The 18,673-nt window shown below is 40.5% G+C and carries 9 protein-coding genes; all 9 read right to left on the minus strand.

The features are described 5' to 3' along the window. Positions 1-100: 100 nt before the first annotated feature. On the minus strand, positions 101-1,294 hold the full coding sequence (locus tag DHW03_RS05015) for an alginate lyase family protein (RefSeq protein WP_109924614.1): 1,194 nt from the start codon (positions 1,292-1,294) through the stop codon (positions 101-103). Between the two features lie 4 nt (positions 1,295-1,298). Next, the gene (locus DHW03_RS05020; protein WP_109924615.1) at positions 1,299-3,761 is read right to left on the minus strand and encodes a glycoside hydrolase family 2 TIM barrel-domain containing protein; all 2,463 of its coding nucleotides are present in this window, start codon (positions 3,759-3,761) and stop codon (positions 1,299-1,301) included. A 94-nt stretch (positions 3,762-3,855) separates the two neighbouring features. Then, positions 3,856-6,501 carry a glycoside hydrolase family 2 TIM barrel-domain containing protein gene (locus DHW03_RS05025; protein ID WP_109924616.1) on the minus strand — a complete coding sequence of 882 codons (2,646 nt, stop codon included), beginning with the start codon at positions 6,499-6,501 and terminating at the stop codon, positions 3,856-3,858. Positions 6,502-6,806: 305 nt separating this feature from the next. After that, positions 6,807-9,023: a glycoside hydrolase family 3 N-terminal domain-containing protein gene (locus DHW03_RS05030; protein WP_109924617.1), complete on the minus strand. Its 2,217-nt coding sequence runs from the start codon at positions 9,021-9,023 to the stop codon at positions 6,807-6,809. A 16-nt stretch (positions 9,024-9,039) separates the two neighbouring features. After that, positions 9,040-10,116 (minus strand): endo-1,4-beta-xylanase, encoded by a 1,077-nt coding sequence (locus DHW03_RS05035; protein WP_240618468.1) that lies wholly within the window; start codon positions 10,114-10,116, stop codon positions 9,040-9,042. An 8-nt stretch (positions 10,117-10,124) separates the two neighbouring features. Beyond that, the gene (locus DHW03_RS05040; RefSeq protein ID WP_109924618.1) at positions 10,125-11,954 is read right to left on the minus strand and encodes a glycoside hydrolase family 2 protein; all 1,830 of its coding nucleotides are present in this window, start codon (positions 11,952-11,954) and stop codon (positions 10,125-10,127) included. A 110-nt stretch (positions 11,955-12,064) separates the two neighbouring features. Next, entirely contained in the window at positions 12,065-13,828 is a 1,764-nt protein-coding gene (locus tag DHW03_RS05045) for a RagB/SusD family nutrient uptake outer membrane protein (protein WP_109924619.1), read from the minus strand. 11 nt (positions 13,829-13,839) lie between these two features. Beyond that, positions 13,840-16,938 (minus strand): SusC/RagA family TonB-linked outer membrane protein, encoded by a 3,099-nt coding sequence (locus tag DHW03_RS05050; RefSeq protein WP_109924620.1) that lies wholly within the window; start codon positions 16,936-16,938, stop codon positions 13,840-13,842. Between the two features lie 38 nt (positions 16,939-16,976). Beyond that, complete coding sequence (locus tag DHW03_RS05055) at positions 16,977-18,671, minus strand: RagB/SusD family nutrient uptake outer membrane protein (protein WP_109924621.1); 1,695 nt, start codon at positions 18,669-18,671, stop codon at positions 16,977-16,979. Between the last annotated feature and the right edge of the window lie 2 nt (positions 18,672-18,673).

The following is an 18,673-nucleotide window of genomic DNA, read 5'->3' on the forward strand; positions in this document are numbered from 1 at the left end:
CCAAATATTGAAACGAAGAACATGCAAACCACTAGCGCTAGAGGAAATCTGAGATTAGGCTTATAGCTTATCATGTTTGTTATGGATTTCAATGTGCTCATTATAACCAAATTAAAGGGTTGCGGATAGGAAGATTGCGGATTACTTCTTCGACTTTAGGGGCGTGATCTAACTTTTTCCATGTTCTAAACCATTCATCTTGATTGTACTGCACGGCACCAAAAAGTAGGCATGGCTGGGCTACAGGCCAGTTTTCCCAATACATTACATCGGGTTTGAGCGTCCATTTGCTTTTATCGGCAATGTATGGGTATAGGTAAGCAATCCCTTTTTTAATAGATTTTCCATCCGCCGTTTCAAAATTCCACAGATTGTCTTTCGGTGTAGATAGGATTTGACAAAGCATAGTCATGGCATCCAAATTAAAAATAGAATAACCATAGGGTTTTGTGCGAGCCATTTCCAATGGAAAACTGCCATCAACTGCCATTTGATTAGGCAGTAGAATGGTTTTATAACTTATGCGCAAAGAATCGAGCATGTTTTCATCTTTGCAGAGTTTAGCGAAAGCGGCTACTTGCATGGCCCAGCACGTGGCATGATTATTCTTTACCGTTTTTTCTTGAATACCGGGTTTACTGGTATTGAGCCAAAGGATGTAATCGGCAAACCATTGCTTTACGCCTTGAGCTGTTTTTTTGTCGAATGTTTTTGCATTTTCCATAATCAAAGCGCCCTGAGCTACTTCCATTAGGTGAATGGTATCAATAATACCATAGTTGCGACCAGTAAATTTGCCTTTGACGGCCTGGGCAAAAAGCAAATTGGGGTTCATTTTGGTTTCGGTATTAATAAACCAAGCGCTTAAATGCTTTACTGCTTGTTTCACATATTTTTCATCGCCCGTAAGTTTATACGCTGATGCCAATGCGCCAACAATTTTGCTTAAACGAATCAAGGCCTTACGGTGTTCTACAAAGTTATCGGGGTTGGTCAATCCATCTCGGTTAATGTATGGTCCATCTGGGTTTTTGGGGTCGGGCCAAAAGTAGTCGGCTTCTGAAAAAAAATCGTGCTTTCCACCCGCACTTCTTGGTGATGATGATGCGGTTACCGTAATGGGTGTTTGTTGCATAGCCCATGCGGCCTCTTGTAAGATTTGCTTTTGCAACAGCTTTTTGGCTTCGGTTTTCAAGGCGATTATGTCCATTTCAGCAGGAGTTTTAATCCTGGTGAAACCTGTTATTACGAAAAGTGAGATGATTAGTATTAGGGTTGGGATGATTTTTTTCATAAGCTTATAATTCGGTAAATACAGTTTTCAATCCATCAGACCTTACAGAAACAATGCTTGTACCTTTGTTTAATTTTACTTTAATTATGGCTCTACCATTGTAGGCTTGCACTTTTCTTGAACCAGATGAAGTACCTTGATTATCAATTAGTTTACCATCTCCAGTTAAACCGAAATTTATCCAATTAATGGCGTCCAAACACTGCACATTTTTATCGTCATATAGCTTAACTTCTACTGTGGCAACATCATCTTGTTGAGCAATTTTCTTCAGCACCAATCGGTTTGGCTTGCCCCATTTCTCGGTTTGATAGTTGAACTTAATTTCATCGGTTACGGTTTCTTTACCTTTTTTGGCGATCACATTCACCGTATTTTCGCCTTTTAAAAACGGAAGATTCCATCGTAAGCCTGCAGCAGGATAATCCTGGCTGTTTCTTTTTTTCGAACCAAAGCTTTTACCATTTAAGAAGATTTCCGCTTCGCTACAGTTTGAATATACTTTGACCATTTTTTCTTCGCCCTCATCGCCCCAGCGAACCGGCCAAGTGTGACCGTAAATGTGCACCATTGGTTTTTCTGTCCAGTAGGACTGAAACACATAATAGGATTCTTTTTTGGTAAAATCTCTTTCTACTACCCCCTTTTGATTCATGTAAGGTACCGGGTTATCTGGACGTATCGCTGTCGAGAAATCTTTAAAAGGCCAATATGCAGTTCCGCTTAACCAAGGCATGTTTTCTTGTTCTTTCAGGTGCCAATCAATTAAATTAGCGATGTATGATTCGCTCCAGTCGCCATCTTTAGAAATTCTGGCTGCACCACCATAAAGTGAAGCATCGCCTGCTCGCTCATCTGCGCTTCCACCTGTTTTAATTTTACTGAGTGCTTTATCTGGATTTTCAGAGTGACGTAAAGCATGGCTATCGCCACCCCATTCTACATGCAAAAAACGCTTAACCTTAGCAAATTCTTCTTCTGTAGCCTTTTTGTAATCGGTGTAGGCACCTCGATACCAGCCTGCCCAAATGGATGGTGAATACACATCTACAATGTCGCTACAAAAGTCGCAACGCCTAATGGCCGTGTAACGAGCGGGATCTATTTTATGCGAAAGGTCGTTCAATTCTTTCATAAAGGTTCTAATCTTTTCCTTATCAAATTCAGGAAAATCTCCTGGCCAATCGTTTTCGTTACCCAAACCCCAAATCACAATGCTTGGGTGGTTATAGTGTTGCTCAACCATGTTGGTTAGCATTCTGCGTGCTTGTTGCTTATAAACTTCTCCACCTAAGCCACCTCTGCACCATGGAATTTCCTCCCAAACCAAAATGCCCAAACTGTCACAAAGATTCAATACAATTCTGGACTGTTGGTAATGGCCTAAGCGAATGAAATTTACGCCCATATCTTTCATCATTTGCATTTCTTGGCGAATCATGGGCTCCGTCATTGCCGAGCCTACCCCTGCATGGTCTTCATGGCGATGCGTGCCCCTGAGGAGCAATCTCTTGCCATTTAGATTGAAAGGGCCTTTTTCTATAAAATCGATGTGTCTGAAGCCTACTTTTTCTTCGCCTTTGGCATTTCCTGCTGATGAAATGACTTCATATTGAACCGTGTATTGTGCTGGTTTATCCGTTGACCAGAGTTGAGGTTTTTTCAATTCAAAAGTCCACAAATCTAAATTGCCTGACAATGCATCTAATTTCTTATTTGATTTTGCAAGCAACTTTCCGCTGGGATCTAATAACTGAAGTTGAATGGTGGCCTTATCTATACCTTTTGGATTATAAAATTGAGCATGAACATTCAATTTACCCAATTTGCCTTGCGCATCAACTTCTGCTTTCGCAAAAAGTTTATCTACAGAAAGCGCAGGGGCATATACCAAGTTTAAATAGCGATAAATGCCGCCATACACATTGAAATCAGATAAATCAGAAGGAATCATTTCCAAATCTCTGCTATTATCTGTGCGGATTGACACCGGAATCTTTCCTTTAAATTGTTTTTTATAAACCTCCGTTTTTTCAAATTCTGCTACTGCATCGGTAATGTCAACCGTCCATTCATCGTAACCGCCAACATGCGCAGCCACTTTGGTGGTGTACACATAAACTTCTGTTTTTTGTCCGGCACCTTCAAAATGCAAAATGGTTCTGCCCTTTTGATACGGATTATTTATAGCCAATTGGGTACGATACCAAGATGGCCCCTGATAATAATTCACCTCAGGATCTACAGCATCTAAGGCATTAACGCAGTGTGGCAGGGTAACACTTTGCCAAATCGGCACCGCTTCAGGATTACCGAGCCCAACGGGACGAACGGCCTCCCAAATGCCGCCCAAATCTTGACGCAAAAATTCCCAATTGTTATTTAATCGAACAGATTGTTGTGCCAACAATAACTTGCTCGTAAACAGTAGGCTTAATAAGGTTATATATTTAATTTTCTTTAACATCAATCAATATTCTTAAGCTTTTAAAAAACGTAGGTTTCTTTAATTTAACAGGGTACGCTTAAACAATTAAATGGGCAACTTTAACGAGCAAATTTTAATATATTTTTCTGAGTTGAATGGCATTTAAAACAGGCTTACCCTCAATCGCATTGAAATCTATCGCAATCCCCTTCCCGTTTTGAACGGTTATGGTGGTTTTCTTTTTAACTGCCGTAGTATAACCAAAATCCTTTGCCATGTTCAGCTTGCTCATAAAGGAAACGCCATTTATTGCCACATCAAAAATGCGCTGTTCTACCACTTCCTTTTTGTGGTTGTTATCTAAATTATAAGCCAATGCCTCTTTAGTTTCTCCGCCAACCAACTCGGCAAAATGTAACGAAAGCTCGTATTCACCATCTGGAACATCAAACTTAAATTGCTTAATGCCAACTTGTTGAGTTTGATAAATCGGGTCGTTATCGGTTCCTAAAATATTTTTATCGCTACCGTAAGTAATGCGGTTGTTGGTTCCTTTAAACGGCTCTCCACCAATCCAGCCCCAACTTCCGGTTCGGTAAGGCTGATCAGGCATCCAAAGCTGATGTTCTTTCTCATCAATGTAAAATCGTTTTGAACCCAAAAGCACATTTATGTTTTTAAACTGAATTTGATCTGCAAAGCGGTAAGGCTGAAGCTGAAAATTCACGTCAATTTGATCACTATTTTCTCCAGAAACGGCTTTTATTTGGTTATTTCCATCTACAAAAGGCACATCCCACTGGCAAATGTGATCTATAGCTGTTTTAACGCCCAAACTTTTGCCGTTTAGAAATAACTCTACAGATAATAAATTTGTAGCCACTTGCAAGGGTTGCGAGCAGCTAGCATAAGCCGAATCTGCCACACCACCTCTTTCTTTCCATTGTGCGGATGTAATTTTAAGATAGGGTTTGCTGGCCAAATAGGCTTGATAAAGAAAGTACGTATCTTTTGGTTCACGCCCAATGGTTAATAAGCCTTTGTTATTAATGTGTGGCATAGTTTCTTCACGGGTTTCGGAATTAAAATCGGCTAAATTCCAAGCCATGCCACCGCTTACAAAAGGTCGGCTCAACATGGCATTCAAATACACTTGATTAAATTGAATGGCATATTCTATACTTTTATCAAACCGAACAGGCAAAAACGAGCGGATTCTAGGATCAGCATCAGCACCATATTCCGTTACCAACATCGGTTTGTCGGCCAGCTCTTTGTGGTGCCGATCCAGAAACTTAGCAAAATCTGCCGGAGCGCCAGAGTACCATCCAGAGTACAAGTTCCAACCCACAATCATTGGTATTTTGGTTAAGCCTACTTTATTGTACACATCAAAAGCTCCGTGGTTCACCAACAAAGTATATCGAGATGGATCTTCTTTTCTAGTCAAATCATCTAATTTTTGCGCAAGCTCCCGAATGTGCTCATAATAAATTTGTTGGCGTGGCTTATCATTAGAAAACTTAGGACGAAGCAAAACTTCATTCATGTAGGCCCAAATAATAATGCTTGGGTGGTTAAAGTTTTGCTTAATCATTTCAGTTTGCATGTTTAAACAGTTGGCTGTAAATGCTTCCGATTCGGTAATGGTATTTACTACCGGAATTTCAACTGAGGCTAAAATGCCTAATCTATCGCAGGCTTCTAAAATTAAGGGGTCTTGCGGATAGTGCGCAACCCTTAAAAAATTGCCGCCCATGTTTTTAAGCAATTCTATGTCACGGGTTTGCAGGGCATCTGGCGTGGCGTTGCCTAAGTTTTCATAATCTTGGTGCCGGCTTGCCCCAATCAACTTCAAAGGTTTATCATTCAAAAAGAAGCCCTTATCGGCATCAAATTTAAACCATCTAAAACCAAGCGGATTAGAAACCTGATCGATAATCGCCTTCGTTTTAACATCAATTATTTTGCTCACCACCCGGTACAAATAGGGGTTTTCTGGCGACCATAGCTCAGGGTTTTTAATTGATTTTATATCTTGTACATAAATTGCATTGCCGTTAACCAAGTTTAAAGCAGTTGTTTGGCTGGCTACTGCCCTACCGCGAGCATCAAACACGGTTGTTAAAAGCTGCACTTTTTTCACTCCCGTGGAGGGCTTATCAATAGAACTTTTGATTTGCACACTTGCCGTTGTTGCAGAAACCTGTGGTGTAGTGATAAAAACGCCAGAACTTCCGTTTTCCCTTTGAGAAAAGTGCACTGGATTGGTTATCAGCAAGGTAACATTTCGGTACATCCCACCAAAAAAGGTAAAATCGGCCGTTAAGGGTGCAATGTCTTCGTTAAAGCGGTTATTGGCCCTCACCTCAATTACATCATCGCTGTAGTTTAAATATGGGCTAATCGGTACAATAAAACGGGTGTAACTGCCAATATGTTTACCCGCCAATTTTCCATTTACCAAAACTTCGGCCTCTTGTGCAACACCATTAAAAACCAGAAAAACAGCCTTGCCCTTGGCGCTTTCATCCAGATTAAGCTTACGCTTGTAAATGCCCAAGCCACGATAATAACCCGAAACATCATCCAAAACATCCTGATCATTCCAAGTATGCGGAATGTTTACTTTTTCAACCGAGCCATTTTCCTTGTGGAATTCCCATTGGTCGTTTAAGCTAATCGTTTTCCGACCGGCATCTTGTGCATCAGCATTTATCACCCAAAAGGCGGCAAAAAAGAGTATTAACGATCTTATCAATGGGTTTACTTGTAACATTCTATATTTTTAATCTGGTTAGCCATGCATCCAGCAGGTTAAGGGTTATTTAAAATTTCCGCACTCAAAATCATTTGAAAAGCAATGCCTGTACATCTTCGGGTGCATCAGTCCCGCTATCCCTCCAAGCACAATGAAAAATTGTGGCTTTCCGTACTATCGGGTTTAATAAATACAAAGCCTGTAAAAAACACCCATTCCCCCTCATTTTTCAGGCATAAAACGCCCCAATCCCTCCTAAAAAGAGATCAAATTATGGTTTCAAAATGTCTTGTTTTTAAACGCTGCGTTTGTATTACAGCAAATTATTCAACCAACACAAAATCTTGCTCTAATTTTATATTGTTCGATGCAGTGCCAATCAATAATTTAAAATCCCCCGCTTCTGCAGCCCATTTAAGTTGTTGGTTGTAAAACGAAAGTTTGTCTTTATCAATTAGAAAAGTAATTTTCTTGCTTTCGCCCGCTTTCAAAAATACTTTCCGGAAGTCCTTTAACTCTTTAACCGGACGCACCACCGAAGCAAATTTATCTTGCAAATACAACTGTGCAACTTCTTCACCATCATATTTACCTGTGTTTTTTAAGGTAAAGCTCACTTCAATTTTGCCATCCATTTTAAGTTGTGTGGCACTTAATTTCAAGTTGCTATATTCGAAAGTGGTGTAGCTTAAACCGTAGCCAAAGGCAAACTTCGGACTATTTGGCGAATCGAGATACCCTGAACGGTAAACGGTTTCTTCATCGTTTTTAGCCGGGCGCCCCGTACTTAAATAATTGTAGTACAAGGGTATCTGTCCTTCATCACGAGGAAAAGTCATCGGGAGTTTTCCTGCAGGGTTGTAATCGCCGAATAAAACATTGGCCATTGCATTTCCAGCTTCGCTACCCAACCACCAAGTGTACATAATTGCAGGTACGTTATCGGCTGTCCAGTTAAAAATTAAAGGTCTGCCTGCCATTACCAATACCACAACAGGTTTTCCTGTAGCCTGCATGGCTTTAATCAAATCTTCCTGTACGCCAGGCATGTGGATATTGGTTTTACTTTTGGCTTCGCCGCTCATATCTAAGGTTTCTCCCACGGCCATTACAATTACATCTGCCTGTTTGGCAACCGCTAAGGCTTCGGCAAAACCCGCTTTCGAGGTATCCGATATTCCGCAACCCTTTGCATAAAGTAATTCGGTTTTATCGCCAACTTTATTTTTTAAGCCTTGGTACAAAGAAACGAGTTGATCATTTTCCCAAGCGATTGACCAAAATCCCTGCATATCTTTTTCAGATTTTCCCAATGGCCCGATTACGGCTATTTTCTTCAAATTTTTTGATAAGGGTAAAACCTGATTGTTGTTTTTTAACAAAACGATACTTTTTTCGGCCATTTGCAAAGAAGCCTTTCTATTTTCTGGCGAGTTCAGTTCTTTTTCCTGGCGTGCCTCATTGCTAAAACGATATGGATCATCAAACAAACCCAATTCGAATTTCTTACGGAGGATTCTTCTAACCGCATCATCAATTACCGCAACCGGAACTTTCTTTTCTGCAACCAACTTGGCTAAATTAGGCAGGTAACTCAGGCTTTCCATATCCATATCGCTTCCAGCTTTAATGGCCAATTCTGCGGCTTGCTTTTTATCTTTAGCAAAACCATGCTCAATCATTTCACCAATTGAACCCCAATCACTTACCACAAAACCATTAAATTTCCATTTTCCTTTTAAAATATCTCTTTGTAAATAAGCGTTTCCAGTTGCTGGGATTCCATTTAAAGTGTTAAAAGAATTCATAAAAGTGCCTGCACCGGCATCAAGAGCGGCTTTAAAAGGAGGTAAATACACTTCCCAAAGGGTGTGTTCACTCATATCAACCGCGGCATAATCTCGCCCTGCAATGGCAGCACCATAGGCGGCAAAGTGCTTAACACAGGCCATCACGGCATCTAAATTCCCCAATCCTTTACCTTGAAAGCCTTTTACTCTGGCGAAGGCAATTTTAGATCCCAAATAAGTATCTTCTCCTGCACCTTCCATTACCCTGCCCCAACGTGGATCGCGAGCAATATCAACCATGGGTGCAAAGGTCCAATGCACACCAGATGAGGCCGTTTCTCTTCCAGCCACACGAGCAGCATTTTCTATCGAGCCTAAATCCCAGCTTGCCGCTTCTGCCAAGGGTATTGGAAAAGTAACCCGATAGCCATGAATTACATCTAAACCAAAAAGCAAAGGAATTTTCATCCTCGATTGCATGGCAACCTGTTGCATTGCTCGTGTTTCTTTTGCGCCTTTGATGTTTAATATTGCACCAACTTTGCCATCTCTAATTTCTTTTGCTTTGGAAGCGTTATTGGTAATTGGTCCGGTTGCATCGCCTCCATTGTATTGGTTTAACTGACCAATTTTTTCATCCAAAGTCATCAGTTTTAAAACAGAATCGATTTTCTTTTCTATCTTTTGATTTTGAGCAAAAGCAGAAAGAGATAGGGATAGAATGAGTGCTAATGGTAAATAATGTTTCATTTATAATATGGTATTTCTATTTAATTGCATCTAAAATTGCTTGATAAGCTGCCTTTTTTTGATACTGTGCATCAAAAGGCAAAGGCCAATCTGGTCGATTATAATTTGTTGGTATCCAACTGTCTGCATCGGTAACGTTCCAGGTGGTTATTCCAAATTGTTGGTTTTTAGGGATTGCATTGTAAGCCTTCACAATGGTTTTGTACTTAGCGGCTTGTTGCGCACCAAGTGCGGCTGTAAAGGTTAGGGTTTGATTATTTTCTGGATTTAAAGCAATATCGAGCTCAGAAAGGTGAATTTTTAGGCCTGTTGCCGCAGCAAGGTTAATGGCGTTGATTAAATTATCATCGCTTTGCGTTACTCGCGTATGCATCTGTAATCCAATTCCATCAATCGGGATGCCTTTAATTTTTAAGCTGTTAACCAAGTTTAAAATAGCTGTTCGTTTTGTCGGACCAAATTCATGTCCGTAATCATTATAAAATAATAAGGCACCTGGATCGGCTTCATGCGCATATTGAAATGCTCGTCCAATATAGTCTGCACCTAATTTCTGCACCCAAATGCTGTTTCGCATGGTTCCATCTTCGTTAATGGCCTCATTTACCACGTCCCAAGATACAATCTTTCCTTTAAAATGACCAACAACCGTTTGAATATGGGTTTTCAATAGGTTTTCCCAATCGGCCGTGGTGCCTTGAAAATTGTTTACCCAATCTGGCAAAGATTTATACCAATTTAAGGTATGTCCATGCACCCGCTTTCCGTTTAGTCGAGCAAAATCGACAAGGTAATCGGCATCTGCAAAATTATACACATCTTTTGATGGATGCACGGAAGCAAATTTCATCGCATTTTCAGCGGTAACGCTATTAAACTCTTTTACCACCAAATTGCGGTAATCAGAATTGTTTTTTAGCAAACTTATATTAACCGCAGCCCCCATCGGGAAAGGCATTGCCCCCTGCAAGGTGGTTTCCACTGCCGCCGATTGTGGTGTAGGCTCAATACTGGTCGCTTTATTTTTCGCGCAAGAAAAGGTCAACAATGCAACCGAAAGCATAAATTTAGTTATCGAACCTACATTTTTCATGGTATAATCTATTTGTATTTGGTTTGCATTTCTGCATAAAAATCCTTCAAAACAAAGAAGGCTTTCTTTTTCTTTCCGGTTTCGCTAATTAGGCCTTTACGGTTCCAAAAATTCTGATAAATGGGATGTTGTCTTCTCGGCGATCTAAAATCGGTCAAAATCCAAGGTGTCATCCCTCTTAATGCACCAATTTTACTGAGCATTTTAATTTGGTTTTTGTAAAGTGCTTCTTGATATTCTTCGCTCCAACGGGTATTTTCATCTGCATGGAAGCCACCTAAAGCATCGCCACCAAACTCGGTAATCACCACTGGTTTTTTATATTTTATATCGAAATTGTATTTGGTAATTTCTGATGGACTCCCACCCCAATACCAACCGGCATATTCGTTAAAGCTCACCAAATCTATCTTCTCGCCCAGCGGATCGTTTAAAATAATGTTATTGCCTTCTCTATGCACTTCTAAAGCGGCGGCAACCAATCGGGTATCATCCAAAGCGCGAGCAGTTTCGGCCAAATTGCTCATAAAACTCAATCGGGCATCACTTAACGGCGTTTCGTTCCCGATAGACCAAACAATAACACTGGCTCTATTTTTATCGCGTACAATTAAATCAGTAAGTTGTTGTTTAGCATTGGCATAGGTAGCTGGATTGGTCCAACTGATGGTCCAATACACCGGAACTTCAGCCCAAACCAATAAGCCCATTTCATCTGCCAAACGAATCATTTCTTCGTTGTGTGGATAGTGCGCCAGGCGAACATAATTACAGTTCATATCTTTGGCCCATTGCAGCATCATTCGCATATCGCCTTCTGAGCGCAAGCGCCCAGCCAGCAAGGGGTTTTCATCATGCAAAGAAATTCCCCTCAAAAAAACCGATTTTCCATTTAAAAGAATGCTATCGCCTTCTACCTGAATGGTTCTGAAACCAATTTTGTCATCAATATTTTCTTTATCGGTTTTAATGTTTACTGCATAAAGTTTCGGATTTTCTGGTGCCCATAGGTTTAAATTGTTCCATACAAATTCATCAGAGATTTTCCCTTCCGAATCGGTTTTGTATTTCTTCTCTAACTTTAATTCTGGGATGGATAGCGTAACTTCTTGATTAGATGTAGCATCAGCCAACTTTAATGAGAAATTTAAAAGGTTTTTATTCCCTTTTACCAATTGAAGTTTGTAATCGCTAATGAAGTGATCTGGAAATTCAGCCAAATAAACATCGCGGGTTATTCCGCCATAATTCCACCAATCGGTGTTCACAGTCGGAATTTCATCTTGCTTGCGGATGTTATCTACCTTAAGTACGATGGAATTTTCTCCAACTTTGAGGTTATTGGTTACATCGAACTGAAATGGCGTAAAACCACCCTTGTGTACCCCCAATTTTTTGCCATTTAGGTAAACATGGGCTTCATAATTTACAGCAGCAAAATAAACATAGTACCTTTTGCCTTTTTCTGGCTTGGCATCGAACTTTCTGCGCAACCAAATATTGCCTTCGTACAATTCGAGTTTTTCTGACTGCGAGTTCCAATCGCCCGGTATGTTCATTTGCGGCGAATGATCGAAATCATACTCAATCAATTCTGATTTATCTTTCTGAACCTTATCATCAAAGTAGCCACCTGTTCCTGTTTTCGATTGATCAAAAGGGTCGTGCCTATAATCATAGTAACCATTTTCATAAGGATCGATGATGTAATTCCATTTGCCATTTAAGCTTAAAACCTTACGTGCCTGAATGTTTTGAATAGAGCTAACTTGAGCGTAACTGATTGATGAAAGAAGCGAAAAGCAGATTAAAAATACTCTAAAGGTCGATTTTAACATAATTTGTGTTTTTAGCTGTAAATTAATTGAGGTGTTAAAACTAACAATTAATTAATTAACGGTCGGCATTTCTACCGACCGCCTAAATTTGAGCAAAATTTAGTTTTCTATTAATATCCTGGGTTTTGACCCAATTTTGGTGCCTTATTTAATTCATTCTGTGAAATTGGGTACAAATAATTTTTTGCAGTAAACACTCTATTCTCAACTGTAAATGGAGTATAGCTAAAAGTAGTTGCACTTGTTTGTACAATCCTCATACCTGTAACTGGCTTATTGAAAGTTATTTCGCCCTCTTTCCAACGGCGCACATCGTAAAAACGGTGTTCTTCGAAGCAAAGCTCTACCCTACGTTCGTTGCGAATTCTTTTGCGAAACTCTGCTTGTGATGGAATTACATATCCATTACCGGCAGGATTGGTCGTTTGTAGCAGCGGCATTTTTACGCCGTTTCTATCTCTAATAAAGTTTAGTGCACGTAAAATTTCGGTTTGCGCACCCACGCCCTGCGCTTCGTTTAGCGCTTCGGCATAATTCAATAACACTTCTGCGTATCTAAAAAAGATCCATGGTCTGCGCACGTTGGTTACTGTACCTGCCCAAACTGCGCTTTCACTTAAATATTTACGCATGTAATAGCCTGTTTTGGTTGCATTTACATTTAAACCCAAACCATCTTTACCACCAACAAAAGTTTCAACAGGCTTGGCTTTAAATAAAGTTGCCACATAAGCGGTGTTGCTACTCAGGGCAGGTTGAATGGATGCCGAGTTGTAGAATACTGTAAATCCCAATCGTGGATCGCGGTTGGCGTAAGGGTTGCTGGCAAGGTAACCTGAGCCCGCATCGCTAATGGGTTTACCTGTTGTTTTCATTTCGAAGGCATCTACCAATTCTTGTGTTGGGTTGGTGCGCCCATTTGCCGCATCGTAACTAATTGGCGCATTATTGGTTTCGATAGATACCGTGTTTAACGTAGAGGTTGCAAAAATCGTTTCAGAGTTAAAGGCACCAACATTCCACAACCAAATATTTGGGTAAGAAGTATAAATGGCATGTTTATTTGTATCCATAATTCTTTTCGCTGCATCTGCCGCCGCTTGCCATTTCGATAAATCGTTTGATGGATTATACTGTGGACTTGCAGCATAAAGCAACAATCTGGCTTTCAGTGCCATTGCAGCAGTTTGTGTAGCCCTACCTCTATCTGTAGCTCTCCATTCTGTGGGCGATAAAGGCAATCTTAAAATCGCTTCCTCACAATCGGCTGCAATTTGTTTTGCACATTCATCAAAACTGTTTCTTGGTAAGTCCAAATCATCCGTCAGGCTAAGTGTTCTGGTAGCAATTGGAAAGCTCCCGTAACGTTTAAGCAGCTCGAATTGAAAGAATGCCCGAAGGAAAAATGCTTGTCCTTTTAAACGATCTACCTGGGCTGCATAAGTTTGGTTTGCAGGCACATTTGCAGGAAGCACTTCATCAATCGGAATGATGGCACTACCATCTACTTTTTCTAAAAACATATTGGCTTTACGAATGCCCACATACATGGCGGCATACACTTCATCAAATGTTCTGGATGGACTCCAGGTACCATTATTTAAAATATTGATGGAGGAGTTTAAATTGGAATTTACCGCTTCGTCTGATCCAGAAGCCAACAGGGCGCCATCATCTAAATTGTAACGATCAGATAAAACCGAGTACACGTTGTTTAAAAAGTTTCTGGAATAATCTGGATTGGCCCAAAGCTGAGCTTCTGTAATATCGTTTGTTCCACTAAAAGAGCCATCCTGCAGGAAACTCTCTTTTTTACAGCTGGTTGCACAAACGGCTACAAGCATAAAAACTAAATAGAATATATTTTTTTTCATCGTCTTTTCTATTAAAATTTCAAATTCACACCAAAAGAATATATTTTCATATATGGATAGGATGCACTTGATACACCATTGATATTGGAATTGTAACCCGATTCTGGCAATTCTGGATCAATTGGAAGCCCATCAAGCTGATCGAAGGTTAAAAGATTTAAACCACTCACATAAAACCTAAGCTGACTTAGTTTTAATCTTTTAACGAAATGAGCTGGTAAGGAATAGCCTAACTCCACATTTTTCAATCTGATGTAATCTCCAGAGCGAATCCAGAAATCAGAAGCAGCTGTGTTGTTTCCACGATCGGCTAAAAGCAATCTTGGGAAAGCGGCACCAGTGTTGCTTGGTGTCCACCTATCTACACTAAATTGATTTAAGAAGCCGTTGTTTGTGGTACCCGCATTAACCAATTGTTGTATATAAATCGAACGACCGCTTGTGCCTTGAAACAAGAAATTCATATCGAAATTTTTGAAGCCAACAGAAGCACCAAAACCGAAATATGCTTTAGGTACAAAGTTAAAGTCTGTTCTTACACGATCGAGGTCGTTTATGATACCATCACCGTTTTGATCGACATACTTGATGTCTCCTGGCCTAACATCTTTAGATAAAATTTGTTGTGGTGAGGCATTAATTTCGGCTTGACTTTGAAAAATACCGTCGGAAATTAACATATTGGTGATGTAACCCGCAGCTGTAGAGGCCGTAGCCGATGGTGCAATTACACTGCTAATTGGATGGCCTAAAGATTTTTGGTATGCTGGCAAATTTGCGGCCTCATTTACGGCTAAAATTTTACTCACATTGTAGGTGAAGTTTCCAAAAACATTCAAATTCAACTCACCTAACTTTTTATTGAAATTAATGCCCGTTTCGAAGCCTTTATACTCGGCTTCTCCCTCGTTTACATAAATGGCGGTTTGCCCTAATAAACTTGGTATTTGAGAGGCTGTGGCAAGGTTTTTTCTATCTTCATAAAAATAATCTGCACTGATGGATAGGGCTTGCTTAAACAATCTGGCATCAAATCCGATGCTTGATTTATAAGCCCTTTCCCAGGTTAAATCTGGATTTGCCGCTGCCAATTGTGCAGTACCACCAACACCAGCAAAAGTAGTTCCGAAGGTATAACCTGTTGTACTTCTACTATAAAAATCGTTAAAGGCAAACCTTCTGGCATTACCTAGGGCATCGTTCCCTACCAGTCCGTAGGAACCTCTGATTTTTAAGAAATCAAGAAAATTTGAAGTGCCCTTCATAAAGCTTTCGTCAGATAGAATCCATCCGCCTGAAATAGCCGGGAAGAAACCATAGCGTTTACCCGGCGCAAAGTTCTCTGAACCTGAATATGTGCCTGTAAAATCTAGAAAATAACGCTGGTTATAATTGTAAGACAAGCGGTTAGACCAACCTTCACGTCGTACATCTAAACTTCCGAAAGATGCATAGTTTTGTCTGGATACTCTAGTCGTAAATTTAATATCGTTTTTACCGAAAGTTCTATTGTAATCAAAACCAGCCCAAAATTCACTTTTTCTGATGTTCCCTGAGAAGGTGTTTGGCAGGTAATCTACCTTGGCAGCCGTTCCATAGGTTTGGTAGCTCCCTGATGATAGCATTTCGGAGGTGGCATAACTCTGTGTAAATCCAGAACGATACAAACCAAAAATATCATAAGCATAAAATACTTCAGCAGATAGGCCTTTTAAAATTCCATCCATTTTTTGCTTAGCACTAATGGTTGCAATCATGTTCCGAACCAAATCGGTACTGGCCCCATTGGCTTCAAGCATTGCCTGTGGATTAGAGCTTGTAAAGATGGAATTGCCACCATAAGAACCATCACGATTTAAAACCGGGAATGCATTTGGCGGTGTAGAATAAACGGCACTTAAAAAACCGCCTGTACCCACTGCTGGGAAATTAAGGTTGGTAATACGCCCACCAATATCCAAAGCAACATCTAAATTTTTATTGACATGCAAATCCAGATTTGTTCTCAAATTATATCTCGTAAAATCGGCATTGGCGTTGTAGGTATCATTTTTACCGCCTTTATAAAAACCACCTTGTTGATAGGCGCTCAGTAAGGTATAATATTTAATGAAGGCATTACCGCCTGTAACCGTAGCTACATATCGCTGTGTTGGGGCAACTTTTTTGGTAAAATCTCTTACGAAATTATTATTTGGATATTTAAACGGGTCAGAACCATCTTGATAGGCCTGAAGTGCTACAGGAGAATACACGGCAGCACCGCCACTGTTTACAGAAGCTTCATTATATAAGGTTGCATAGGTATAAGAATCTAATGGGCTTGCCACTTGAAGGGGTGCTTGTAAGCCTGCCTGAGCATCGAAGGTTACTTTTGTTGATGTTGCGCTACCTCTTTTGGTTTTAACATAGATTACACCGTTGGCGGCATACATACCGTACCAAGCGAGGGTTGCGGCATCTTTCAACACGCTAACACTTTCTATCTCACCCAAATCCATCGATCTGAAATCACGTTCGATACCATCAACCAGAACCAAAGGATCTTGATTGCTGTTGTAAGATGAGCGTCCGCGGATTAAAAAACTAGATACATCGTAACCCGGTTGCTGAGAACCACTTGGATAAATGGCTAAGCCCGGTAAACGCCCTGCAAACACATTGGTTAAAGATGATGATGGAATTTGCGGAAGGTTATCAGAACTAACTGTACTAATGGATGCGGTAACCTCTCTCCGCTTTCTAATTCCGAATGGGATATAAACATCATCATCATCGCCAGCATCAATTAAGCTTTTCTTCATCGCCACTGCGCCATTGTTAATTTCCGATGCAGGCTTTAAAACAGTACCATAACCCACAAATTTGAATACAAGCACATCAGTTGTGGTGGCTTCGATGCTAAATGCACCATCCGCATCAGTGTTAACGGTTTTGTTCTTTTTATCTTCCTGAATGGATACCACCACACCAGGTATAGGGCGTTTATCCTGATCGACCACTTTTCCTTTAATGGTTAACAGTTCGTCGGGGTTTTGCCCATAAACTTTAAGCATACCTGCTAAGAAAAAGAGCAGGCAAACAATATATTTTGATTTTGATAATTTCATCTTAAATAAATCTTTTTAGCGTTATATTGATTAACTGACTATTCCCAACCCGGATTTTGGGTTAATATCCCTTTGCTTTTATAAATCTCTGCCCTAGGGATTGGGTATAAATTCTGTTTTTCAGTCCACGTTTTTTGGAAAGTTGGGCTGAGTACAAAAGGCGTATAAACGAAAGTTCCATTGGTTTGTCTTACCACATCCATACCTCTCATTGGTACAGCGATGGTTGATGCGCCGATTTTCCATCGCATGATGTCGTACCATCGGTGATCTTCAAAAGCCAATTCGATAGCACGTTCGTGCCTAATTGCAACACGCATCTCGTCGGCAGTCATATTTGCTTTCAAGCCATAAAGATTATCTGTTCCGGCTGCAATACCTGCACGTTTACGAATGGCAATCAATTGCGCATATACAGAGGCATCAGGCCCTACCGCTTCATTTTGAGCTTCGGCATAGTTTAACAAAACCTCGCCATAACGGAAATAGATGTAATTGAGTAAAGTTGTGCTGCCTCCAACAGTACGATAAACCTCTGGCCAGTATTTTTTACAATAGTATCTGGTTGCGGTATAGGTAATGGTGGTATTGTAATCTAAAGCCCCAGCAGGTGTTGACCACATTTGGATTTTTCTGCCTTGCCAATCTAAATCATTATAAATGATGTTGTTATAGAAACGAGGCTCACGGTTGGCATAAGGCTTTTGAGGATCATAGCCCGATGTAGGGTCGGTAATTGCTTTTCCATTAGCCATCTCATACATATCAACATGATTTTGAGTCGGATTCATTTGTCCTTGCGCACCGCCAGATCCTGGCGACATTGAAAAATCTTGCATCATTTCTCCGGCAAGAGGTGTTGGTCCCTTAATCCTAATCATAATGTACTCAGGAGAATTCGGCAGATTTAATAAATCGCCATAAGTAGGTTGTAACAAATATCTGCCATCCATCAACACCTGTGCTGCATCAGCTGCAGCTTTCCATTTGCTTTTATCGCCGGTTGGATTATTTAAAGGGCTAGCCGCGTATAAGAGTACACGTGCTTTTAGGGCTTGTGCAGCACCTTTTGTTGGTCTGCCATACATCGATGCGGTATAATCTGCATCGTTACCCAATTTAGTTACGGCCACATCCAACTCACTAACAATAAATTTAGTTACCTCATCAAATGAATTGCGTGGGAAATTCACATCATCATTTACATCAAAGGCTTGCGTAACAAGTGGCACGCCTCCAAATCTTTTGGTCAGTTCGAAGTATGATAAAGCCCTTAAAAACCGCATTTCGCCTTCTACTCTAACCGGATCGAAGATTGGAACCGTTGCAGGGGGCGCCGCTGGCACTTCGGCTAAGCGGGCAAGCATTTTGTTTTCAATGGCTATACCTGCGTACATCAATCTCCAAACACCATAAATATCATTTAAAGATGGCCCTGTAGAATGGTCGTGATATAATCCTCTATTTAAGGAAGTTACCGATCCTTCTGAGTTTCCTGATACGGCCTCGTCAGATGCCTGAGCAGTGCAGCCACGGTGATCGTTAAACCTTACATATTTGGTAATAACATAGTTGTAAGCGTTGTCGGCAAATCGAGCGGCTTGTGCCGGATCGGAAAAGATTTGATCTTCATCCAAAGCCACTCCAGGTGTTCTTTCTAAGTAATCCTTTTTACAAGATACCGAGAAGAGTGTTAACAAAAGGATTGTTATATGTATCGTATATTTTTTCATTA

It is taken from the genome of Pedobacter yonginensis (assembly GCF_003173595.1).
GTDB lineage: Bacteria > Bacteroidota > Bacteroidia > Sphingobacteriales > Sphingobacteriaceae > Pedobacter > Pedobacter yonginense.

Excerpts from the sequence above, each read along its gene's own strand:
- DHW03_RS05040 (WP_109924618.1), bottom strand. The coding sequence starts at position 11,954 with ATGTTAAAATCGACCTTTAGAGTATTTTTAATCTGCTTTTCGCTTCTT.
- DHW03_RS05030 (WP_109924617.1), bottom strand. The coding sequence starts at position 9,023 with ATGAAACATTATTTACCATTAGCACTCATTCTATCCCTATCTCTTTCT.
- DHW03_RS05025 (WP_109924616.1), bottom strand. The coding sequence starts at position 6,501 with ATGTTACAAGTAAACCCATTGATAAGATCGTTAATACTCTTTTTTGCC.
- DHW03_RS05020 (WP_109924615.1), bottom strand. The coding sequence starts at position 3,761 with ATGTTAAAGAAAATTAAATATATAACCTTATTAAGCCTACTGTTTACG.
- DHW03_RS05055 (WP_109924621.1), bottom strand. The coding sequence starts at position 18,671 with ATGAAAAAATATACGATACATATAACAATCCTTTTGTTAACACTCTTC.
- DHW03_RS05035 (WP_240618468.1), bottom strand. The coding sequence starts at position 10,116 with ATGAAAAATGTAGGTTCGATAACTAAATTTATGCTTTCGGTTGCATTG.
- DHW03_RS05050 (WP_109924620.1), bottom strand. The coding sequence starts at position 16,938 with ATGAAATTATCAAAATCAAAATATATTGTTTGCCTGCTCTTTTTCTTA.
- DHW03_RS05015 (WP_109924614.1), bottom strand. The coding sequence starts at position 1,294 with ATGAAAAAAATCATCCCAACCCTAATACTAATCATCTCACTTTTCGTA.
- DHW03_RS05045 (WP_109924619.1), bottom strand. The coding sequence starts at position 13,828 with ATGAAAAAAAATATATTCTATTTAGTTTTTATGCTTGTAGCCGTTTGT.